Raw genomic sequence first — 22,260 nt, forward strand, 5'->3', positions numbered from 1 at the left:
CCGCGACTTAATCTCGCCCTTCCCTCGCTGCACCCTCGCGGCTACCGAAACGCTACGTTCCACGACAATAACGGTGGCGCAGGTGCAGCCCGTCTGTTCGCGCGATGCGATACGGACGATCAAAACCTCAAGATCCCCGCCTGCAGCAACCCGGTCAGAATCAGATAGAACCCCACGACATAGTTGAGGATCGCAGGCTTGATGAGGATGAGGGCGCCGGCGACGATCGAGATCACGGCCATGGGGGACATCGGCTGGCCGTGGAAGTAGTGCATGAGGCCGAGCGCGCCGATGAGGAGCAGATAGGCGGCGACGGCGTAGTTGAGCACGCGCGGCACCAGCAGAATGACGACTCCGGCGATGATGGCGAACACCGCCTCCATCGGCCATTGCTGCAGCATGGCTGAAATATCCATTGAGAGATGTCCTTGATGACGAGGGAGATCGAGATCCTATCCGCGCGCGGCGCGAGGAAACGCCAGCGCGCGCCCAGCGCATTATAGACGGCCTTTCCGCCCGCTCCGCCATCCGACCTTTCGAACACGTCCGCCGGCTTCGCAAAAAATATTGTCGACAATCTAAGCTTGACTTACGCGTCAAAGGCGCTAATTTATGGCCAACGAAGCCAAATGTGTCGACAGTCTCCATGCCTGTTCCAGCTGAAGCGCTTTCCGAAGCCAACGGGACGATCGCCGATCGCGTGTTCGATCAGATCCGCCACGCCATCGTGGTCGGTGAGATCGCGCCCGGCAGCAAGATCAGCGAACCGGCCCTGGCCGCGCGCTATGGCATCAGTCGCGGTCCGCTGCGCGAGGCGATGCGCCGACTGGAGTCGAGCAGCCTGGTGGAGCGCAAGCCGAACATCGGCGCGCGCGTGATCACCCTCACCAGCGAGCAGTTGCTTGAGATCTATGTGATCCGCGAGGCGTTGGAGGGGATGGCGGCGCGCCTAGCCGCCGAGCAGATGTCCGATGCGGCCATCGCGGATCTGAAGCGCCTGCTCGATCAGCACCGCAACGAGGTCGCTCAGGAGGCCTGGCAGGCCTATTTCCAGGAGGAAGGGGATCTGGACTTCCATTTCCGCATCGTCCAGGGCAGCGGAAACGGGCGGCTCAACAACATCCTCTGCAACGATCTCTACCATCTGGCGCGCATGTACCGCTGCCAGTTCGGCATGAAGAGCGACCGCGCACGCGACGCGCTCAAGGAGCACGAACTGATCGTCGATGCCATCGCGGAGCACGACGGCGAATTGGCGGAATGGCTGATGCGCCGCCACATCCGCACCTCGCGCCGGGCGACCGAGCGCCGGCTCGCCGCCATGAAGGACTGATCGACCCACACCGAGTTTCAAACAGAGCGAACCCTCGCCGCAAGGTGTCGGGTTCCATAGACGAGGCAACACCATGACCGACACCATGACCCCCGGCGCCAAGCTGCGCCTTGCCGTTCAGGAAGAACATCCCTTGCAGGTGGTGGGCGCGATCAACGCCTATCACGCCAGAATGGCCGAGCGCACCGGTTATCGCGCGCTCTATCTGTCCGGCGGTGGCGTTGCGGCGGGTTCCTACGGGATTCCCGATCTGGGCATGACCAGCCTGGATAACGTGCTGGAGGACGTGAGCCGGATCACCTACGCGAGCGATCTGCCGCTGCTGGTCGACGCCGACACCGGCTGGGGCAGCGCCTTCAACATCTCGCGCACCGTCAAGCAGCTGATCCGCAACGGCGCGGCCGGCTGCCACATCGAGGACCAGGTCGCCGCCAAGCGCTGCGGCCATCGCCCGAACAAGGCGGTGGTCTCCAAGGAGGAGATGGTCGATCGCATCAAGGCCGCCGTGGACGCGCGCACAAACGATTTCGTCATCATGGCCCGCACCGACGCGCTCGCCGTCGAGGGCATGGACGCGGCGATCGAGCGCGCCATCGCCTGCGTCGAGGCCGGCGCCGACATGATCTTCCCCGAGGCCATGACCGAGCTGGCTCAGTACGAGCAGTTCACCGCTGCGGTGAAGGTGCCGGTGCTCGCCAACATCACCGAGTTCGGCGCCACGCCGCTGTTCAAGACCGACGAACTGGCGGATGTCGGCGTCTCGCTGGTGCTCTATCCGCTGTCGGCCTTCCGCGCCATGAACCAGGCCGCGCTTAACGTCTACCAAGCCATCCGCCGCGACGGCACTCAGGCCAACGTGCTGGATACCATGCAGACCCGCATGGATCTCTACGACTACCTCGACTATCACAGCTTCGAGCAGAAGCTCGACGCGCTGTTCGCCCAGGAAAAGTCCGAGAGCTAAAGTCGAACGCGCCTGCCCCGATCCGCGCCGCCAAACGCACGGATCACGGGCTCTGACGCACCCTATCGATCGGTCACTGCCGAGGCCAGATTCCTCGACATCCACTCGAGCATGAGGAGAGAACATCCGATGGCTGAGAATCAAGCAAGCCAACTGCCCAAGCCGAAGAAATCCGTTGCCCTGTCGGGCACCGCCGCCGGCAACACCGCCATCTGCACCGTCGGGCGCACCGGCAACGACCTGCACTATCGCGGTTACGACATTCTCGACTTCGCCGACCAGGCCGAATTCGAGGAGATCGCCTTCCTGCTGATCCACGAGCGGCTGCCGAGCCACAGCGAACTGGTCGCCTACAAGCACAAGCTCAAGTCGCTGCGGGGCCTTCCGGCCGCGCTCAAGACGGCTCTGGAGCAGTTGCCGCCCTCGGCCCACCCGATGGACGTGATGCGCACCGGCTGCTCCGTTCTCGGCGCACTGGAGCCCGAGAAGGACAGCATGCCGGTTGCGGCGGCGCGTGACATCGGCGATCGGCTGATCGCCAGTTTCGGCTCCATGCTGCTCTATTGGTATCACTACGCGCACAACGGACGGCGCATCGATGTCGAGACCGACGACGACTCGATCGGCGGACACCTGCTGCACCTGCTGCACGGCCACACGCCCCGCCCGGAATGGGTGCGCGCCATGCACACCTCGCTGATCCTCTACGCCGAGCACGAATTCAACGCCTCGACCTTCACCTCGCGCGTGATCGCGGGCACCAACTCGGACATGTACTCGGCCATCACCGGCGCGATCGGCGCGCTGCGCGGTCCCAAACACGGCGGCGCCAACGAGGTGGCCTGCGAGATCCAGCAGCGCTACGCCAACGCCGACGAGGCCGAGGCCGACATCACCGAACGCGTCGGCCGCAAGGAGATCATCATCGGCTTCGGGCATCCGGTCTACACCATCGCCGACCCACGCAACGAGGTCATCAAAGCGGTCGCCAAGCGGCTGTCCGAGGCCAACGCCAACATGACGATGTTCGAGGTCGCCGACCGACTGGAAACCGTCATGTGGGGCCTCAAGAAGATGTTCCCGAACCTGGACTGGTTCTCCTCGGTGTCCTACGCCCAGATGGGCGTTCCGACGGCCCTCTTCACGCCCATTTTCGTCATCGCGCGCACCTCCGGCTGGGTGGCCCACGTCATCGAGCAGCGCAAGGACGGCAAGATCATCCGCCCGAGCGCGAACTATGTCGGCGTCGAAAACCTCAAGTGGACGCCGATCGAAAAGCGATAGGCAGCGATCAGCTTCCAGCCCCCCGGCTGCCAGCGAAAAGCTCTCCGCTGGAGGCTGACCGCTGGAAGCTGAAGGCATCCTCTAACCACCAAACGAGATCCGAACCATGAGCGCACATATCGCCGACGCCAACATGCGTCCCGAACCGGACCAGGAACTGGTCGCACTCGCCGACTACGTCTGTGATTACGAAATCACCTCCCAGGAGGCGATCACCACCGCCCGTCACTGTCTGATGGACTCGCTGAGCTGCGCCATGCTGGCGCTTCAGTACCCGGAGTGCACCAAGCACCTCGGCCCCATCGTTCCGGGAACCAGCGTGCCGAACGGCGCGCGCGTGCCCGGCACCCAGCACAGCCTCGACCCGGTCAAGGCCGCCTGGGACATCGGCGCCATGGTGCGCTGGCTCGACTTCAACGACACCTGGCTGGCCGCCGAGTGGGGTCATCCGTCCGACAACCTGGGTGCCATCCTGGGCTTGGGCGACTATCTCTCGCGCAAGGCCGTCGCCGACGGCGCCGCGCCCCTGACCGTGGGCGACGTGCTCCACTACATGGTCAAGGCGCACGAGATCCAAGGCGTGCTGGCGCTGGAGAACAGCTTCAACCGGGTCGGACTCGACCACGTGCTGCTGGTCAAGGTCGCCTCGGCCGGCGTCTCTGCCCTCATGCTCGGCGCCGACAAGGATCAGGTGATCGACACCCTGTCCCAGGCCTGGGTCGACGGTCAGTCGCTGCGCACCTACCGCCACGCCCCCAACACCGGCTCGCGCAAGTCCTGGGCGGCGGGCGACGCCAGCTCGCGCGCCGTGCGTCTGGCGATGATGGTCCAGAAGGGCGAGATGGGTCTGCCCTCGGTCCTGACCGCGCCGCGCTGGGGCTTCTACGACGTGCTCTTCAAGGGCGAGAAGTTCGCCTTCCAGCGCGACTACGGCAGCTACGTGATGGAGAACATCCTGTTCAAGATCAGCTTCCCGGCCGAGTTCCACGCCCAGACCGCCGCCGAGTGCGCCATGACCCTGCATGCGCAGGTCAAGGACCGCATCGACGAGATCGAGCGCATCGAGCTGACCACCCAGGAATCCGCCATCCGCATCATCAGCAAGGACGGCCCGCTCTACAACCCGGCCGACCGCGACCACTGTCTGCAGTACATGGTCGCCGTGCCGCTGATCTTCGGCCGTCTCACCGCCGACGACTACGAGGACTCGGTCGCCCAGGATCCGCGCATCGACGCGCTGCGCGAGAAGATGACCGTCACCGAGGATCCGCGCTACACCCAGGAATACCTGGATCCGGACAAGCGCTCCATCGCCAACGCGGTGCAGGTCTACTTCAAGGACGGCTCCAAAACCGAAAAGGTCGAGGTCGAGTATCCGATCGGCCATCGCCGCCGTCGCGCCGAGGGCATCCCGGTCCTGGAGGCCAAGTTCATCGACGCGCTCAAGACCCGCTTCCCCAAAGGCCAGGCACAGCGCATCTACGACCTCTGCCAGGATGAGCAGAAACTGATGGCCACCCCGCTCAACCAGTTCATGGATCTCTTCATGATCTGATCCCGCATCGGAAACCGCTCCATCCTTCACGCAACCGGGGCCTCGTCCGAGACGAGTGCCCCTGGATGCGTGAACCAGGTCGCCGCGCGCGATCGATCCGCCAGTCGCTCGACTCGCTTGGTGTATGCTCTTAGAAGCCGTAACGGCTGACAGCAGACCCACCAGTGAGCGCTTCTCGATGACCCATTCAGCCGACGCGTTCGAACGACTGGTCGCGACCAACGCGGCCCTTCAGCAGCGCATCGACGAACTGGAAGCATGCACCGCGCAGCGCGCCCCTCAGATCGCCCCGCCCCCGGAGCTGTCGCCGCACATCGGGCGCCTGCTCGACAACCTTCCCGGAATGGTCTATCGCTGCCGCAACGATCCAAGCTGGAGCATGGACTACGTCAGTGCGGGTGCCGAAGGGCTCACCGGCTACGATCCCGACGACCTCAGACACCAGCGGCTCTCCTATGCCGACCTCATCCTGGAGGAGGATCGCGCACGGGTGTGGAAGCACGTCCAAGCGGCACTGGATATCGATCGCTGCTTCGAGTTCGTCTACCGCATCCGCACACGCCAAGGGGCCATCAAATGGGTCTGGGAGCGTGGCTGGGGCATCTACTCGGATGCCGGCGAGATCCTCATGCTTGAGGGATTCATCACCGACATCTCTGCACTCAAGACCACCGAGCAGGCACTGCGCGACAGCGAACAGCGTTACAGACACATCGTCGAGAGCAGCCATGAAGGGATCTGGATGGTCGATGCAGACGGCCATACCACGTTCGTCAATTCGCGCATGGCCGCGATGCTCGGTTACGACGTCGGGGAGATGCTGGGCCGCTGCCTCTACGACTTCGTACCCGAAGAATGGCGAAAAACGACCTGGGACAGTTTTGGACAGGGCCCGCAAGACGCAGCCGAGCAGCGCGACGTATGTCTGCTGCGCAAGGATGGAACGCAAATCTGGACGCTGCTCTCCATCAAGAGATTGACCGATGGAAACGATCGTCCCAGTGGCCTGCTCGCGATGGCTGCCGATATCACCGACCGCAAGCGCATGGAGGACGCCCTACAGAACCTGGCGATCTCGGATCCGTTGACCGGACTGCTCAACCGGCGTCATTTCTATCAGTTGGCCGAGGGGGAATTGGAACGCGTCCGTCGCTATCGGTATCCGGTCGCCGCCATCATGGTGGATCTGGATCAGTTCAAGCGGATCAACGACACCTTCGGTCATCTGGCAGGCGATGCGGTGCTGCAAACCTCCGCCAAGGTCATGCAAGACCAGTTGCGCAGCTCGGATATCCTCTGCCGATACGGCGGCGAGGAATTCGCCGTCCTACTGCCTGAGACGGATCCGATTACGGCCAAGAGCACGGCAGAACGATTGAGGCGCAGCCTGGCTGCACAAGCCGTCGAGACCGAGCAGGGCTCCACCATCGCCATGACGGCCAGCTTCGGCGTCGCGGCGCTGTCCCCCGAGAGCATGCTGAGTCTCGAAAGCCTGCTCGACTATGCCGACCGCATGCTGTATGTCGCGAAAAAGAATGGACGAAACCGGGTCGAGGTCTGGGACGCGGCGCATTCGGCAAGTCCGCCAGCGCCCTCCTCCGTCCCGCCCGAGGCGCTGGACGATGGGGGACTGGCGGAACCCGGCTAAGGGCCGGACTTGCTGGCCGTCGAGCGGATGAAATTCACGAAACGCCTCTGAATGTCTCGCGCCCACTCGGGCTGTGGCCAGTTCCAACCAATCAGGACTCCAATGACGAGTCCAAGCAGCAATGCGAGCATGTGCCTTACCTCCAGTTGGAGTTGATGAAAAACGTATCCAGCGATCTTCTGCGCGGCGACCGCCGCCACCATTATCCTAAAAACACGAGTCGACGGTAGGGTTTTTACAGGTTCCAGAGTCGAAGATCTCACGCCTGGATCAGGGGTGTTCCTCGATATGGAAGCCGAAGAGTTCGAGCAGAATACCGGTCACGGCGCCGCCGAGCAGACCGCCGAGCAAACCCGGAGGAATGTCGTGCACCACATTCCCGATGATTCCGTGCGCGTTCCCATCCGACATGACGGCCGTGGTTCCACCGACGATCCAAATGCTCGCCCCGACGACCGAGGCGATAAGCCCGGCAACCACGGGGGCCGAGAGCACGCCCGGAAGCCAACCGGCGCTGCGCGTCACCAGCCAGCGCTCGGAGATCTGAAAGAAGGTCCCGACCAGGGCGACAACACCTGCGGCCAATACGAACATACCGACCGAGTGACCGGTGAACGATAGAATCAAGGACAGCGAGCCACCCGCCAGCAAACCGGCGACCAACCCGGTCAGGGTTTCGGCCAGCGGGCGCCCCCCACCCTTGACGATCCAGGCGTAGAATCCACCGGCGATCACGCCCAGTGCACCCGCGATGGAGACGATCATCGTCAATTCGACTTCTTGACCCGAGGCAATCAAATAGCCGATAGACGCCAGCACACCCGCCATGGCGCCTACCAGAGCGACCGGCATCGCGCTATAAAACGCCGATGTCGTCATGGCCGCAGCTGCGGCCGCGATGATGAGCGGCTGCCACCCCGATAGCCCGAGCACCCCAAGCACTTGATACAGACCGGCGAAAAGGGCTCCAAACAGGGCACCCGCGAACCCCCAGATGAAGACGGTCATCACGATCGTGGCGAACTGATCCTTAGTCAACATGCGCATCTTCCAACGGCTCGGTGGTCAATGGCTCATAGTCTAACCTGTCCGCGATCAGCCGCATCCATGCCATCGGGCTCGGTGGGCACAAGAGGCCTCGGACCCATCGGCCTCTTGCCACATTCAATCGCGTTCGCGACTTCGATGTAACCTATGCACCAACCCCCAAGCAACGGCACCAAACGCGTCTTCGATGGTGTCGCTCAGATCTACTATGACGGCTACTGGATCAACTATTACGACCCGCCTCAGGACTCCTTCGAGGTCCGACGTCAACTGATCCAGGCCCTGACGATACGGCTGTTCAACCACGTCGAGCACGGAATCAACATCCCAGGATCCCGTCTCAAGGAGGCCCGAGCCGCCTATGCAGCCGAGACGGATACCGAACGCAAGCGGGTCAACGGCGCCATGCTGGCCGGTGCGCTCTTCAACCACGCCGCCGACCTCTTCCGTTGTCTGGTGGATCTGCAGACAGCCGGTGTCGAGGTGACGCCGGAGCACCCGCTCATGCGTGAGTGCGGTCATTGTCTAATGGAGGCGCTGGAACTGGGCAAGATGGTGCGTCACCGAGGCGGCGACGAGGGAATCGACGAGCTCTGGGGCGAGCCTTTCAAAGCATTCTCCATGCCGATCGAGGATTTCTACGCCAGCCGCTATCTGAAGATCGCCATGACCATGCGAGACGTCGACCGCATCGCATCGGCACTGAAGGTCACCTTCGCCGACAGCACCCAGATCGTCGGCCTCGACGCACGTATCGACGAACTTACGAACGCCGCAAAACGCAAGTGCGAGATCCTACGAACCGACCCGGCCGTGTTTGACGTCTGGCCGGCCTATGTGGTTGCGAGCGAGCGGCTCCGCAACCTCAAGCCCATCCTTCCCGCCAACCACGGAACGGAGGACATTCGCGAAGCGGTCGAGGGCACGCGCCTGCTGGGCGAGGGCACGGATCTGGTCAGCTTCATCGTCCGCGCGCGCGTCCCCATGCCCAAGAGCACACGGGAATTCATCGACCGCTGCGAGCAGTTTCACCGCACCTTCCTTGCGAATCCCAGTAAACCGTAAGCATCTGGCCGACGTCCATTTCAGAAACCCGTTCGGGAGTACCGGCATGCTCGTCTATCTTCACGGCCTCAACAGTTCGAGCCGGTCCGTCAAGGCCGGCCTATTGAGGGAACATCTCGCCCCGTTCGAGGTTCTGGCGGTGGACTACGCGCCGCACCGACCCGACGAGGCCATCGCACGGCTGTCGCGCTTCTTTGAGGATCTGCAGCCGCAGCGGCCCGCAGTCATCGGCAGTTCCATGGGCGGCTTCTATGGACAGTATCTGGCGCGCCAGTTCCCGTTCTCCCATCTGTTCATGATCAATCCCGCGCTCACGCCCTGGACCTTCGTCGGCGAGCGCATCGGGGAGACCCAAACCACCGCGAACGGCGAACAGTATGTGTTCACGCCCGCCCTCGCCGAACGCCTTCGCCAGTACGCGATCGAGAGCCCCTGCGACGGCACGCCGACGACCCTCTTCCTCGACCGGGGCGACGAGGTGATCGACTACCGCATCGCCGAGCGGCTCTATGCGGACTGCGGACGATTGCTGATCTGGGACGGCGGCGATCATGCCTTCCAGCACATGGACCCGGCCATGGAGATCCTCCGCGACCACTTGAATTCCATGACGACCGCGCAGGGCGACGACTCGAAATAATCAGGATCCGGAGTGCAGCAGCTGCCCGGCGACGTGAAAGCCCGCGACATAGGTCCCGATCGCGGCGCCGAGCGTGCTCAACAGAAAGACGAGCAGGACGCGCGAAACCCGATTGCGCCACCAGCCGCGCCAAGAGGACACGTCGGCACGCAGACGGCTGAAGTCGCCGACGCTCGGCTTGCGCAGATAGAGTTCCACCGCCCCGGTGACCATTCCCGCACCCAGTGTCGGATTCAGGGTGGTCAGAGGCGCCGCCAGAAAGGCGGAGACGATGGTCAGCGGATGTCCCGCCGCCAGCAGGGTCCCAAGGGCCGACAGACCGCCGGTGATCAGCGCCCAGGAGACCAGGAGGTCGAATCCGAAGGAGGGGCTGATGGCGAAACCGTAGGCGAATCCGGCCATGATCAGCGCGAGCAGGCCCCAGGCCAGCACCTGAGGCCAGCGGCTTGGCGGAGGAATCTCCTCCAGCCGCTCTAGGACGACCGCAGGATCCGAGCGCTCCGACTCCAGAGACTCGGCGATCCCCTTCATGTGACCGACGCCGACCACCGCCAGCACCCGGTGGGCGCCGATCCGGGCCGCCTCGCGCCGCAGCTTCGCCGCCATGTATTGATCCCGCTCCTCGATCAGGGGCACATAGAGATCGCGGCGATCGCTCGCGAACTCGGCGAAGGTGGTCTCCAGGACGTCGCCCTCCTTCAGCCGCTCGACCTCGTCCTCCGTGACCTCTTCCGAAGTCACCATAGCGCTGACCAAACCAGCAAAGAGCCCGTACCGCTTCCACCATCCGAGGCTGGCCGAGATACGCTTGAGCGTGATACCGATCTCGCGGTCGATCAGCATGACCGGCAGATCACGCTCCTTGGCGAGGCGCAGCGCCGTGCGTTGCTCCGATCCGGGCTCGATGCCGAATTGGTCGGCAAGCCGCTGCTGGTAGGCCGACAGCGCCAGATTGGCCACCACCATGTAGACCCGGTTCTGGCGAATGACCGAGAAGAGATCCATCTGAGAGAGGGACTTGGGATCCATCAGCGCATTGAAGCGACTGCGACAGAGTTCGACCGCGATGGCGTCGAAGTTCTCGGTCTGGACCAGCTTTTTTACCTGATCGGCACTGACGCGGGACACATGGGCGGTCCCGAGCAGGGTCAAATGGACGTCGTCGAGGACGATTTCACGCCGCGGTTCGATTGACTCAGCCATGAAAATCCTGTCGTTTGGCATCCCCGATGCGGGGATTGGAACACAAAGGGCGGCATCATACCCCACGGATCGAACGGTTGAGCGAGAGGACATCTCGATCGATCGCCCTGACGAGACCGAACGAAGGCAGCCCGCCTCCCGCATTGGTGCCCCGGCGAGGATGCCGTATCATCGCGCGGCATGCTGTTTCAGCTTGACGCCACGCATACCTGTAAAGAGGTCTCGATGAAAGGAGCCACACCCAAATCGACGCGCCTACGCCGTCACGCCCTGACCGCCGGCGGTTATGCGCTGGTGATCCTGCTGATGACAACCGGCTGCGGGAGCATCAAAAAGGACAAGATGGCGATCACGCTCCAGACGGCCACCCACGGCTATCAGTCGGCATTGCGTTGGGGCTATTTCGAAAGCGCCTATGCCTTCGTCGACCCGGATCAGCGCAAGAACACCCCGATGCCGCCCAGCTTGACCGGATTGCGTCTCACCGGCTACGACGTCGTCCAGCCGCCAGGCGTCCAGAAAAAGGACAAGGAAGACGAAGACGAGGACTCAGCCATCGCCACCCAGATCGTGCACATCGAGTATCTGTACGAGGATCGACAAGTGGTCAAATCACTCACCGACCGTCAGATCTGGCGCTGGGACGCGGAGAAGAAGACCTGGTGGCTCACATCTGGACTCCCCGCCTTCGAGTGACGCGGATAGGATCCAGCCAAGGGGCTCAGTCAGCGCCAGGAATGCCCCTGATTTCCTTCTCTGTGGAGAGCATGACCGAGACACGCTCCAATTCGGCCCGCTGGTCCTCGGACAACATGCTGGCGCGACGCTCAAGCGCGTTCAGAAGCCCCTCCGCACGCACGAAACGCTCCTCAGCGATGGCGTCCTTGATGGCACGGATATCGGAGTTCGCCTCGCCGCCCAACGCGTTGGACGAAGACAGGACCGAGGCCGGCGAAGACGTCGGCTCCGCCTTATCGCCCTGGTCGCAAGCCGAAATGGCAAAGGCAATGAAAAGCCGCAACAAACCACGCCTGGTTCGACTCATTCGACCCCCTCAATGCTGCCGATATGGATAACCTGCTCGCGATTCTTCTGCTGCTTCTGATCGGCTGGTTCTGGCTGGACAGTCTGCGGGCGCGAGAAATCGCAGTGGGAATCTGCCAGACGGCCTGCGCGCGACACGAGGTGCAGCTACTCGACCAGACCATCGCACTGCGTCATCTGGGTCTATCCTGGAGATCCGAGGGACTGCGGCTACGCCGCGTCTACCGCTTCGACTTCAGCGAGGAGGGAACCGGCCGGCGCAACGGCTATCTGGTGATGCGCGGCCTGCAACTGGAGGATTTGAGCTTCGGGCTGCCGACCCGGATCGGCGACGCCTGATCGCATGCGATCCGGTCCCTGTCGGCGAATTACTTGACCAGCTTGAGCGTCGGACCGCCCTTGCCTTTCCCCTTGCCACCGTCGTCATCCGGACCGCCCTTGGGCTCCACGCTGGTGGATGCCTCGACCGGCCTGAGCGTTGGCCCAGTGCTTTGGGGGGCATCAGTCGCAGCGCCCTCGCCCTCTGCGGGATAGTGCGGATCGGGAAACACCATCCCCTGACCATTCTCACGGGTGAAGATCCCGACCACGGCCTCGCAGGGAACCATGATCTCGCGGGCGACGCCGTTGAAGCGCGCGTTGAACTGGATCCAATCGTTACCGATCACGAGACCGCGAACCGCGCCAGGGGAGATATTCAGCACGATACGCCCGCCATCCACGAACTCCAGGGGTACGCAGGTGTCCGGATAGTTGGCATCCACCACCAGATGGGGCGTCATCTGGTTATCGAGGATCCATTCATGGATCGCTCGGATCAGATAAGGCTTGCTGGAGGTCATGCTATCGGTATCGTCAATCATCAATCCGGACCCTAAACCATCTCCTTTTCCGCCTCGGTCAAACTCTGACGGAAGGCGTCCCAGGAAAAGATCCGCTTCATATAGACCCGCACTGCATCCGCTTGAGGCGGCAATTCGATGCCAAGCAAAGGAAGCCGCCACAGGAGGGGGGCCACACAACAATCGACTAGCGAGAATTCGTCGCTCATGAAGAAGGAATGAGCGGTGAAAATGGGGGCCGTCACGGTCAGGCTCTCACGGAGCTCCTTACGAGCCTGAGCCGCCTCCTCGTCGCTGCCAGTGCGGATGCGTCCCATCAGGGAGTACCAATCGCGATCGACGCGGTACATGAAAAGCCGCGCGTTGGCGCGCGAGACCGGATCGACCGGCAGCAGCGGGGGATGAGGGAAACGCTCGTCAAGATATTCCATGATGATCCGCGACTCGTAGAGACGCAGATCCCGGTCCACAAAGGTCGGAACCGTGCCATAGGGATTGAAGTCCATGACTTCGTCAGGCAGTGCGTGCGCATCGACATCCACGACTTCGACGGCAATTCCCTTCTCGGCAAGCACCATCCTGACCCGATGGCAATAGGGACAAACGGGATCAGAAAATAAGGTCATCACAGCTCGTCTGCTTGCAGCCACTGCCATTCGTCCCTTCTCCAGCACTGAGGCTGAGCCCGGCAGGGCTCGATTGGATTGCTGATGCCGATCAATCCCTGTCGGCCTTCGAAAAAGTCGCCGCTCGGTACGGCGATACAAAATGTCCGAGGATCCTTAATCCGACACGGATCAGTCAACTCGACCAGGCTACTCGGAGCTGGAGGATATACCCTCCAAGACGAGAGCGCATAAAGAATTTTACGGGCGATCCGCATAGAGATGCGACGACACCCGGATCGAACGCCGAAAAAAGGTCGGCACAAAAACAACGGCCCTTGCCGAAACAAGGGCCGCGCCGGACGCTCATCCAATCAATGGACGTCTCTCCAAAACTCTTTCTTCAGGAGATACGCCGGGATGAAGAGCAGACCGAGGAACAGCAGGACATAGAACCCCAGACGCTGGCGCTCGAGCTGGATCGGCTCTCCCGCATAGGTCAGGAAGGCGGCGATGTCCCGCACCATGGAGTCATACTCCTCGGGCGAAAGCGAACCCTGTTCGATCAGCTTGACGCCGGTCACCATGGGCTCGCCACCCGGCTCGTGCGGCGGAGTCATGACGGCCTCCTGCTTGCCCTGGAGGTCGCCCAGCACATTGGGCATGCCGACCAACGGGAAGAGAACGTTGTTCACGCCGTACGGACGGGTATCGTCCAAGTAGAAGCTCTTCAGATAGGTGTAGACCCAATCCGGAGAGCGCCAGCGGGTGACCAGAGTCAGATCTGGCGGAACCACGCCGAACCACTTGAGGGCGTCCTCGTCGCGCATCGACTTGGTCATGAGATCGCCCGGCTTGGCGTCGCCGAAGATCAGATTCTCGCGCAGCGAGACCGCGTCGATACCCAAATCCTCTGCCAGACGGTTGTAGCGCATGTACTGCAGCGAATGGCAGCCCAAGCAGTAGTTGACGAAATACTTCGCGCCACGCTGCAACGAGGCCTGATCGCGCAGATCGATGTGGGCATTCTCGAGGTGAGCGGTCTCTGAAGCCAGCAACAAGCCCGGAGCCAAGAGCAACAGGGCGGCGATGATCACTTTTCTCATGAGGTCACCCTCTCTGGGACGGGCTTGGTCTTATCGATCGAGCTATAGATCGGCATCAACAGGAAGAAGGCGAAATACAGCCCGGTGAAGATCTGCGAAAGCAGGGTATAGAAGTCCGATGCGGGCTGCATACCCAACCACGCCAATACCACGAAGGACACGGCGAAGATGGCCAGCGCACCCTTGAACAGGGGTCCCTTGTAGCGCATCGATTTCACTGGGCTGCGATCGAGCCAAGGCAGGGCGAACATGATAAGAATCGCCGAGAACATGACGACGACGCCAGGGAACTGGGAGTTCCACATCGGCGGAATCGCACGCAGCATGGCGTAGAAGGGCGTGAAGTACCAGACCGGCGCAATGTGCGGCGGAGTCTGCATCGGGTTGGCGGGCTGGAAGTTCGGGGCTTCGAGGAAGATGCCGCCGAAGGTTGGCATGAAGAACATGACCAGGGCGAACAGCGCCAGGAAGACCACGACGCCCATCAGATCCTTGACGGTGTAGTAGGGATGGAAGGGAATGCCATCGGCCGGGGCCTTGTCGCTCCAGCGGTTGCCTTTCGGACCTTGCTTGATCTCGATACCGTCGGGGTTGTTCGAGCCGACGTGGTGCAGCGCAACGATGTGCAGGAACACCAGACCGACGAGCACGAAGGGCAGCAGGAAGTGGAACGCGAAGAAGCGATTCAGGGTCGCGTCGGAGATCACGTAGTCGCCACGCACCCAGACCGAGAGGTCGTCACCGATCACCGGCACCGCCGCAAAGAGGTTGACGATAACCTGCGCACCCCAGTAGGACATCTGCCCCCAGGGAAGCAGATAGCCGAAGAAGGCGGTTGCCATCATCGCCAGATAGATGACCACACCGATCATCCACAAGAGCTCGCGCGGCTTGCGGTAGGAGCCCCACAGCAAGGCACGGAACATGTGCATGTAGATGACGATGAAGAAGGCCGAGGCACCGGTGGAGTGCATGTAGCGGATCAGCCAGCCCCAGTCGACATCGCGCATGATGTATTCGACCGATGCGAAGGCGAGGGTCGCATCCGGCTTGTAGTTCATGGCCAGCCAGATACCGGTGACGATCTGCATGACGAGCGTCAGGATGGCCAGGGAGCCGAAGAAGGACCAGAAGTTGAGGTTCTTCGGGGCGAAATATTCGGAGAGGTGGGCGCGCCAGGTCTCCGTGAGTGGGAATCGCTTGTCGATCCAACTGAGGTTTTCGGTCTTTTCAGCACTCATCAGGCCGTTCCTCGATCTTCACCAATCAGGATGGTGGTATCGTTGAGATAGACGTGCTTCGGAATCCAGAGGTTGGTCGGTGCCGGCACGTTCTTGAACACGCGAGCCGCCAGATCGAAACGCGAGCCATGGCAGGGGCAGTGGAAGCCGCCCTTCCATTCGGGTCCGAGATCATCCGGCGCGAACTCGGGACGATACGTCGGCGAACAGCCCAAATGGGTACAGATACCGATGGCCACCAGATATTCCGGCTTGATCGAGCGCGTGGGGTTCTTGCAATAGGACGGCTGGTGATCTACTTCGGAAGTGGGGTCGACCAGTCTGGGGTCGTTGCTCGGCAGCGCCTCGATCATCTCGGGCGTGCGGTGCACCACCCAGACCGGCTTGCCGCGCCATTTGACGCGCAGCAGCGCTCCCGGCTCCAGCTTACTGATGTCCGCCTCGACCGGCGCACCGGCTGCCCGAGCACGGGCGCTCGGGTTCATTGATGCGACGAACGGTACGAGCGCGTAACCGGCACCCACGGCACCGACCACGCTGGTCGCGGCGACGAGCACTCGTCGCCTACTTGTATTCACGCCTTGCGCGCTCATAGGCCAATATCCCCCGGCTGATGCGAGCACTGCCCAAGGCATCCCAGGCAAGCACCCCACGCAGCTTGGATGAAACGTTCAGGTGGAAAGGGTTGAGAATATGACGATTGACTATAAAATCGACCGCGCATTCTCTTCGATTCCAGCAGGATAGGTCAAGGAATAAAGCCTAAAACCTGTAGGTCTATAAGCCATGACCTTAGCCGATCAAGCTGGATTATCGATCTCGATGTAATGATGTCGCAGACCAAAGTGCTCGGCCAGATGTGTACCGAGCGCCTGAACACCATAACGCTCTGTGGCGTGATGACCGGCGGCGAGATAGCAGACATCCGACTCCCGCGCCACATGCGCGGTCTGCTCGGAGAGTTCGCCGCTCAAGAAGACGTCAGCCCCCAACGCGACCGCCTGCTCCAGATATCCCTGCCCCCCGCCGGAACACCATGCGATTCGCTCGAGTTGCCCCAAGCGTCGACCGACCATCACAGGCTCCCGCCCCAACCGTTGCGTCACTTCGTTGGCGAACGACTCAGCGGTCATAGGAGCAGATAGCCGACCGACCCACACTAGACCGTTGCCAATCCCCGTTGGTTCCGCGTTACGGATGTCGAGCTCGACCGCGAGCCGCGCATTGTTGCCAAGCTCGGCATGGGCATCGAGCGGAAGATGGTAGGCCAGCAGAGCGATCCCCGCCTCCAGGATGGCGCGCGCGCGCCGCCCCTTGATTCCAGTCAAGCAGGGATTCTCATTCTTCCAGAACCAACCATGATGCACCAGGATGGCATCCGCGCCTTCCTGGATAGCGGCATCGATGAGTGCGGCGCTCGCGGTCACGCCAGTCACGAGAGAGCGTATCGGACGATCCCCCTCGACCTGCAGACCATTGGGGGCGTAGTCGGAGAAACGTCCGGCGTCGAGCAGACGGTCGCAATAGGCGACCAAATCACGGGATTCGATCATCTTCGGAATCTCGGGCAAAACGAAAGCAAAAAAAAGCCCGGCGGGGAGCCGGGCTGGAAACGTCTCATGATGAGAGAGACGAGGAGGACTCGAAAAAAACGTTCTGTTGGTGGCTAGACTCAGGGACTAGCCGACCGGCAAATCAGTGCATGAAGAGGCCGCCGTTGACAGGCAGGTTCGCACCCGTCACATAAGCTGCATCATCGCTCACCAGGAAGGCGATCGCGGCCGCAATCTCGCTCGGCTGAGCCATGCGGCGCATCGGAATGCCTCCGATGATGCTGTTACGGACATTATCGTCCATCGCCAAGGTCATGGCCGTCTCGGTGTAGCCCGGAGAGACGGTATTCACCGTGATGCCCTTGGCCGCGCCTTCTTGAGCGAGGGCCATGGTAAAGCCATGCATACCCGCCTTGGCTGCGGAGTAGTTGGCCTGACCGAACTGACCACGCTGCCCATTGACGGAGGAGATGTTAATGATACGCCCAAAACCGCGCTCCAACATCCCTTCCCAAACCGGACGTGTGACGTTGAACACACTGCTGAGGTTGACGTTGATCACAGCCTGCCAATGCGCCAATTCCATCTTTTTGAAGGTCTTGTCGCGCGTGATTCCAGCGCAGTTCACCAGGATGTCGACCGGCCCCTGCTGCTCGCCGATCTCTTGGATCATGCGGACGCAATCCTCGTAGGAGGAAACGTCGGCGGCGATGGTCGCAATGTCGACGCCCTCGGCAGCCCGCTCTTTCTTCCAAGCTTCGGCGGCCTCGGCCTCCGACGGATGATGGTTCGCCACGACAGTGCAGCCATCCTTCGCGAGGCGTGTGCAAATCGCGGTACCAAGACCGCCGATGCCACCAGTGACGAGAGCGATGCGAGCCATGCAATTCCTCCAGAAGATACCGTTTGCGATTGAAACGACGAGAGCTGTACCTTACTACCACCCCCAACACGGGGTGAAGCCCCTCATCCATTTGCAATGATTCCTGTCAACAGGAGTCATTGCAAATGGTAGTCCGTCCCTGGACTTCGATACGATGACTCGCTTAAGCGTTCGCCGGAACGCTCTTCTGCAGGTCGGAGCTGACCTCGGCCAGGTTCTTCTCGAACCAAGCGCGATAGTCGTCACGAGCCTCGTTGGCCAATTGCATGGTGGTCTTGCCTTCGGCCATCACACGCTCGCTCAGTTCCTTGGTCGCTTCGACCTGGCCCTTGAAGAAATCGTTGTAGCCCTTGGACTCGGTAGCCAGGTTCATGATGCGCATGGAATGATCCATGTACAGGCTCACGACATCCATCTGGCGGCTAGCCATCTTCTCGAAGATGCGCACGTTCAGTTCGCCCAGGCTGGTCAAGCGCTCAACGGTCTTGTTGGTCAAATCGTTCATGGTCTTGATGCTATCGTTGGTGCTCATCGCAATCTCTCCGTGGTTTGTGCAGTGCAGCAATGTTGCGTTGCACAATATTCGTCTAGACCAGCCGAGTCAACAGTGATTTCGCAATTTTTTTCATTGAGCCAGCAAAATATAAAGATCCGAATCAAGACATTCCCTCACGCACAGACGCACCCGTAGCAATCATCGCCAACTTCACCATGATGAAAACGGCTATCGCTCAGTAAAGACGCCCGACTGTCTCGACCACGGAGACCTTGAATCGGCGTCATCCTTCATGGCGCACCCCGCCCGATCGCTAAAGCCCTGCGCGAATCGGCAACCCCTTGCCCCCTCCGGCCAAACGGGTCTGCAACTGACTCTTGGGCATGCGCTGGATCCGTCTCAGCAAATCGTGCGTTACCGAAACGCACTGCAACCGCTCGATCAGTTCCTGCTCCAGGCGGAGCGTCAGATGGCAGGCCATTTCCGCATCGGCCAGCGCCCGGTGAGCGGGCTCAGCAGTGGGCAAACCGAAAGAGGCGAGGAGTGCGCCGAGCTTGTAACTCGGCGCCCGAGGCAGAACCCGCCGCGCCACCAGCAGGGTACAGACGAATGACTGGCTGCGCTGACGGCCGAGCCGGCTCAGCTCGGCATCCCAGAAGGCGCTGTCGAATGCCGCATTGTGCGCGATGAGCGGAACCGTTCCGACAAAATCGGCCACCTCAGCCATCACCTGCTCGACCGGTGGCGCACGACGCAACATGGCGGTCGAAATGCCGGTCAGACGCTCGATGAAGGGCGGCACCGGAAGCCCCGCATTCATGAGACTTTGGTAGCGGTCGACGATCCGTCCCTCCGCCACCAGAACCGCCGCGATCTCGGTCGGTCGATCACCCCGCGCCGGCGACAGTCCAGTGGTCTCGAAATCGATCACGGCAACGGTATCCACGCCCAACTCCCCCAGTCGAACAGACCTTTTGCGTCCGACGATTATGACCCGCCATGGCCTGCTCCACCAACAGACGTCTTGATTGCCCGACTGACCAGACACCACATTCGGCCAAATGCGATCACCATCGCGATTTCGGCGCACACCCAATTTCCACCCACAATGAGCGATCACGAATCGTGACTAGAATCACAGATAGATCGACGACTGGAAATACACTCTGCCCCAGCAAACAGCCGACACGCCACGCCCCAGGTCTCGGATCGCACATCAGCGACCAGGCCGGAAGATCGCATTCTTCCCAGGCGAATTGAGGCCACCTTAAAAGGAAAAGCGATGAGCATCCTAGAAGACGACGAACACCATCGGCTGTGTCTAAGCGGACCGCTGACCATCTACGAGGTGGACGAGATCAAGGAACGCCTGCTGGCCCAGCCCGGAGCCACAGTCGATCTCTCAGGCGTCACGGAATGCGACGGATCTGGCCTACAGCTTCTAATGCTCTCCCATCGCGACGCCGGCACCCGCCTGACCGCCCCGAGCGAGGCGGTCACCGAAATTCTGGACCTCTGCGGCCTGTCACATCTGACCGAGGAGCTGCCATGACCCTGGACCTGACCGCAGCCCTGCAAACCTACACCGTCGAGAGCCAAGAACTTCTGGAGGAAATGGAGCGCGCCTTGCTGGCGCTCGAGGCAGGACGAGAAGACCCCGACCTGATCGACGCGATCTTTCGCAGCGCCCATACCATCAAGGGCTCGAGCGGCATGTTCGGGCTGGACACAGTGGTCGCCTTCGCCCACGAGGTAGAGACCCTGCTCGAAGCGGTGCGCTCAGGTCAACAACCGATCGACGCCACACTGGTGCCCTTGCTGCTGCGATGCCACGACCATATCGCCGCCTTGGTGCAAAGCACGCCGGACGAGGATGCACCTGCCGATCTTATGGCCCAAGGAGACGCCCTCACCGCGCAATTGCATGCGTGGCTCGGCGGCGCTCCTGGCGACACCCGCGCCAGCGACGATGCCTGGCACATCTCGCTGCGCTGCGGCCAAGAACTCTTCCGCGACGGCATGGACCCATTATCCATCCTGCGCTACCTCGGCACGCTCGGCGAGCTGATCAGCGTCACCACGCTCGATGACGCACTTCCACACGCCGAACGGATGGATCCAACGAGCTGCTACCTGGGATTCGAGATCGACCTCAAGACCGAGGCGGACAAGCAGGCGATCGACGCCGCCTTCGAGTTCATTCGCGAGAGCAGCCAGGTCCACCTGATCCCACCCGGCAGCAAGCCGGCGCAATGGGCCGAACTGATTCAGGCGCTGCCCGAGGGCCACGACAAGCTCGGCGAGATCCTGGTGAGCACCGGGGTGCTGACCCGCCACGAACTGGCCGCCGCCATGGGGATCCAGGTGATCGACTCGCCGGCCAAGCCGCTCGGTGAAATTCTGGTCGAACAAGGACTCGCCCCGCGCGAGGCGGTGAATGCCGCGCTGGGCCGACAGATGCACGCCGGTCGAACCGGCGGAGAGCGCTACGTGCGGGTGGAGGCCGACAAGTTGGACCGCCTGGTCGATCTGGTGGGCGAGCTGGTGATCTCAAGCACCGTGACCACGCTCAGGGCCAGCCACTCCAACGATCGCGCCCTACAGGAGGCGGTCGCCACCAGCTCCCGCTTCATCGAAGAGGTGCGGGATGCCGCGCTCGGTCTGCGTATGGTACCGATCGGCGGCACCTTCAGCCGCTTCCAGCGGGTGGTCCATGACCTGTCGCAAGAGCTTGGCAAGCAAATCGAACTGGTGATCAGCGGTGGCGAGACGGAACTCGACAAGACCGTGGTCGACCGCATCGGCGATCCGCTCACCCATCTGGTGCGCAACGCCATCGATCACGCCATCGAGACCCCAGAGGAGCGCCAGGCAGCAGGGAAGAATCCACTGGGACGCCTGCAGCTCAACGCCCATCACGAAAACGGCTGCATTCTCATCGAACTCTCGGACGACGGACGCGGCCTCGACCGACAACGCATTGCGAACAAGGCGATCGAGCGCGGACTCATCGACAGCGTCGAGGGGCTCCCGGATCAGGATGTCTTCCAGCTGATCTTCGCTCCAGGATTCTCCACCGCCGAGCAGGTTTCCAACCTCTCCGGGCGTGGCGTGGGCATGGACGTGGTCAAGCGCACCATTGAGGACCTGCGTGGAACGGTCGAGCTCGAAAACCGGCCCGGACAGGGTGCGACGGTACGTCTGCGCATGCCGCTCACCCTGGCCATCATCGACGGTTTCCTGGTGTCCGTGGGCGATGCACGCTACGTCGTGCCTCTGGATACGGTGGAGGAGTGCATGGAACTCAGCGAAGTGGGGCGGCGGGACTATCTCGACCTACGTGGCGAGGTTCTGCCGTTTCTGCGCCTGCGAGACCTGCTGCACGACGCATCGGAGAGGCCCGCACGCCAGAGCGTCGTGGTCGTGAGCTACGCGGGCAAGAAGGCCGGCCTGGTGGTCGACAGACTGTTGGGCGAATTGCAGACCGTGATCAAGCCGCTGGGAGAGGTGTTCTCCGCGCTCAAGTGGATCAGTGGCTGCACCGTCTTGGATGTCGGACAGGTCGGACTGATTCTGGATGTACCCGTCCTGGTCGATCAGGCGGAGCGCAGGGAAGCGGCGAGCGGGCATCTCACGACCGCTTCGAGGTGATGAAGTAACGACGACGCGCGTCGAAACGTAAACAGGCTGACGGGACAGCGAACACCTGATCTAGCCCGCAGCAAAACAAGAACGGGACCACGAACAGAGT

At 61.9% G+C, this 22,260-nt stretch carries 24 protein-coding genes; 11 read left to right on the top strand and 13 right to left on the bottom strand.

Annotated features, from left to right (window positions below; translation table 11 throughout):
* Nucleotides 1-119 precede the first annotated feature (119 nt).
* Nucleotides 120-416 carry a DUF3096 domain-containing protein gene (locus ACFSJC_RS10680; RefSeq protein WP_386026471.1) on the bottom strand — a complete coding sequence of 99 codons (297 nt, stop codon included), beginning with the start codon at nucleotides 414-416 and terminating at the stop codon, nucleotides 120-122.
* Between the two features lie 230 nt (nucleotides 417-646).
* Here ACFSJC_RS10680 and ACFSJC_RS10685 point away from each other — a divergent pair, with 230 nt between their 5' ends.
* The 5 genes from ACFSJC_RS10685 (at nucleotide 647) to ACFSJC_RS10705 (ending at nucleotide 6,784) form a co-directional block, all read left to right on the top strand.
* Nucleotides 647-1,333 (top strand): GntR family transcriptional regulator, encoded by a 687-nt coding sequence (locus ACFSJC_RS10685; protein WP_386026473.1) that lies wholly within the window; start codon nucleotides 647-649, stop codon nucleotides 1,331-1,333.
* A 73-nt stretch (nucleotides 1,334-1,406) separates the two neighbouring features.
* Complete coding sequence (prpB, locus tag ACFSJC_RS10690) at nucleotides 1,407-2,297, top strand: methylisocitrate lyase (protein ID WP_386026475.1); 891 nt, start codon at nucleotides 1,407-1,409, stop codon at nucleotides 2,295-2,297.
* 129 nt (nucleotides 2,298-2,426) lie between these two features.
* Nucleotides 2,427-3,581 (top strand): bifunctional 2-methylcitrate synthase/citrate synthase, encoded by a 1,155-nt coding sequence (prpC, locus tag ACFSJC_RS10695; RefSeq protein WP_007038958.1) that lies wholly within the window; start codon nucleotides 2,427-2,429, stop codon nucleotides 3,579-3,581.
* Nucleotides 3,582-3,687: 106 nt separating this feature from the next.
* Entirely contained in the window at nucleotides 3,688-5,136 is a 1,449-nt protein-coding gene (locus ACFSJC_RS10700) for a bifunctional 2-methylcitrate dehydratase/aconitate hydratase (protein ID WP_386026477.1), read from the top strand.
* A gap of 178 nt (nucleotides 5,137-5,314) precedes the next feature.
* Complete coding sequence (locus tag ACFSJC_RS10705; RefSeq protein WP_386026479.1) at nucleotides 5,315-6,784, top strand: sensor domain-containing diguanylate cyclase; 1,470 nt, start codon at nucleotides 5,315-5,317, stop codon at nucleotides 6,782-6,784.
* A gap of 270 nt (nucleotides 6,785-7,054) precedes the next feature.
* Here ACFSJC_RS10705 and ACFSJC_RS10710 read toward each other — a convergent pair whose 3' ends face one another.
* On the bottom strand, nucleotides 7,055-7,825 hold the full coding sequence (locus tag ACFSJC_RS10710; protein WP_386026481.1) for a spermidine synthase: 771 nt from the start codon (nucleotides 7,823-7,825) through the stop codon (nucleotides 7,055-7,057).
* A gap of 153 nt (nucleotides 7,826-7,978) precedes the next feature.
* Between ACFSJC_RS10710 and ACFSJC_RS10715 the strand changes: the two genes are divergently transcribed.
* Nucleotides 7,979-8,896, top strand: coding sequence for a hypothetical protein (locus tag ACFSJC_RS10715; protein WP_386026482.1), 918 nt, complete (start codon nucleotides 7,979-7,981; stop codon nucleotides 8,894-8,896).
* Nucleotides 8,897-8,942: 46 nt separating this feature from the next.
* On the top strand, nucleotides 8,943-9,536 hold the full coding sequence (locus ACFSJC_RS10720) for a YqiA/YcfP family alpha/beta fold hydrolase (protein ID WP_386026484.1): 594 nt from the start codon (nucleotides 8,943-8,945) through the stop codon (nucleotides 9,534-9,536).
* Here ACFSJC_RS10720 and ACFSJC_RS10725 read toward each other — a convergent pair whose 3' ends face one another.
* Nucleotides 9,537-10,739, bottom strand: a complete 1,203-nt coding sequence (locus ACFSJC_RS10725; protein ID WP_386026486.1) for a TraB/GumN family protein — start codon at nucleotides 10,737-10,739, stop codon at nucleotides 9,537-9,539.
* Between the two features lie 225 nt (nucleotides 10,740-10,964).
* Here ACFSJC_RS10725 and ACFSJC_RS10730 point away from each other — a divergent pair, with 225 nt between their 5' ends.
* The gene (locus ACFSJC_RS10730; protein ID WP_386026488.1) at nucleotides 10,965-11,435 is read left to right on the top strand and encodes a hypothetical protein; all 471 of its coding nucleotides are present in this window, start codon (nucleotides 10,965-10,967) and stop codon (nucleotides 11,433-11,435) included.
* Between the two features lie 25 nt (nucleotides 11,436-11,460).
* Here the strand turns inward: ACFSJC_RS10730 and ACFSJC_RS10735 are convergent, their stop codons facing one another.
* On the bottom strand, nucleotides 11,461-11,784 hold the full coding sequence (locus tag ACFSJC_RS10735) for a hypothetical protein (protein WP_386026489.1): 324 nt from the start codon (nucleotides 11,782-11,784) through the stop codon (nucleotides 11,461-11,463).
* Between the two features lie 23 nt (nucleotides 11,785-11,807).
* On the opposite strand from ACFSJC_RS10735, the gene ACFSJC_RS10740 reads away from it, so the two are divergent.
* On the top strand, nucleotides 11,808-12,122 hold the full coding sequence (locus ACFSJC_RS10740) for a DUF3301 domain-containing protein (protein WP_386026491.1): 315 nt from the start codon (nucleotides 11,808-11,810) through the stop codon (nucleotides 12,120-12,122).
* A 29-nt stretch (nucleotides 12,123-12,151) separates the two neighbouring features.
* Here the strand turns inward: ACFSJC_RS10740 and ACFSJC_RS10745 are convergent, their stop codons facing one another.
* From ACFSJC_RS10745 to ACFSJC_RS10785, 9 genes are all read right to left on the bottom strand, one after another.
* Entirely contained in the window at nucleotides 12,152-12,646 is a 495-nt protein-coding gene (locus ACFSJC_RS10745) for a ClpXP protease specificity-enhancing factor (RefSeq protein ID WP_386026493.1), read from the bottom strand.
* Between the two features lie 11 nt (nucleotides 12,647-12,657).
* The gene (locus tag ACFSJC_RS10750; RefSeq protein ID WP_386026495.1) at nucleotides 12,658-13,281 is read right to left on the bottom strand and encodes a glutathione S-transferase N-terminal domain-containing protein; all 624 of its coding nucleotides are present in this window, start codon (nucleotides 13,279-13,281) and stop codon (nucleotides 12,658-12,660) included.
* 323 nt (nucleotides 13,282-13,604) lie between these two features.
* The gene (locus ACFSJC_RS10755; protein WP_386026496.1) at nucleotides 13,605-14,336 is read right to left on the bottom strand and encodes a cytochrome c1; all 732 of its coding nucleotides are present in this window, start codon (nucleotides 14,334-14,336) and stop codon (nucleotides 13,605-13,607) included.
* Complete coding sequence (locus tag ACFSJC_RS10760) at nucleotides 14,333-15,577, bottom strand: cytochrome b (RefSeq protein WP_386026498.1); 1,245 nt, start codon at nucleotides 15,575-15,577, stop codon at nucleotides 14,333-14,335. The genes ACFSJC_RS10755 and ACFSJC_RS10760 overlap by 4 nt, the downstream gene beginning before the upstream one ends.
* On the bottom strand, nucleotides 15,577-16,170 hold the full coding sequence (gene petA / locus ACFSJC_RS10765) for a ubiquinol-cytochrome c reductase iron-sulfur subunit (RefSeq protein WP_386026499.1): 594 nt from the start codon (nucleotides 16,168-16,170) through the stop codon (nucleotides 15,577-15,579). The genes ACFSJC_RS10760 and petA overlap by 1 nt, the downstream gene beginning before the upstream one ends.
* Nucleotides 16,171-16,377: 207 nt before the next feature.
* Nucleotides 16,378-17,130 (bottom strand): Nif3-like dinuclear metal center hexameric protein, encoded by a 753-nt coding sequence (locus ACFSJC_RS10770; RefSeq protein WP_386026501.1) that lies wholly within the window; start codon nucleotides 17,128-17,130, stop codon nucleotides 16,378-16,380.
* Nucleotides 17,131-17,272: 142 nt separating this feature from the next.
* Nucleotides 17,273-18,013: a beta-ketoacyl-ACP reductase gene (phbB, locus tag ACFSJC_RS10775; RefSeq protein ID WP_386026503.1), complete on the bottom strand. Its 741-nt coding sequence runs from the start codon at nucleotides 18,011-18,013 to the stop codon at nucleotides 17,273-17,275.
* A 163-nt stretch (nucleotides 18,014-18,176) separates the two neighbouring features.
* The gene (locus ACFSJC_RS10780; protein WP_386026505.1) at nucleotides 18,177-18,545 is read right to left on the bottom strand and encodes a phasin family protein; all 369 of its coding nucleotides are present in this window, start codon (nucleotides 18,543-18,545) and stop codon (nucleotides 18,177-18,179) included.
* A gap of 277 nt (nucleotides 18,546-18,822) precedes the next feature.
* Entirely contained in the window at nucleotides 18,823-19,455 is a 633-nt protein-coding gene (locus ACFSJC_RS10785; RefSeq protein WP_386026507.1) for a 3'-5' exonuclease, read from the bottom strand.
* A gap of 336 nt (nucleotides 19,456-19,791) precedes the next feature.
* On the opposite strand from ACFSJC_RS10785, the gene ACFSJC_RS10790 reads away from it, so the two are divergent.
* Nucleotides 19,792-20,061, top strand: coding sequence for an STAS domain-containing protein (locus ACFSJC_RS10790; RefSeq protein ID WP_386026508.1), 270 nt, complete (start codon nucleotides 19,792-19,794; stop codon nucleotides 20,059-20,061).
* Nucleotides 20,058-22,160, top strand: coding sequence for a chemotaxis protein CheA (locus tag ACFSJC_RS10795; protein ID WP_386026510.1), 2,103 nt, complete (start codon nucleotides 20,058-20,060; stop codon nucleotides 22,158-22,160). Before ACFSJC_RS10790 ends, ACFSJC_RS10795 begins: the two co-directional genes overlap by 4 nt.
* The last annotated feature ends 100 nt before the right edge of the window (nucleotides 22,161-22,260 follow it).

The organism is Thiorhodococcus fuscus (genome assembly GCF_042682685.1).
Classification (GTDB): Bacteria; Pseudomonadota; Gammaproteobacteria; order Chromatiales; family Chromatiaceae; genus Imhoffiella; species Imhoffiella fuscus.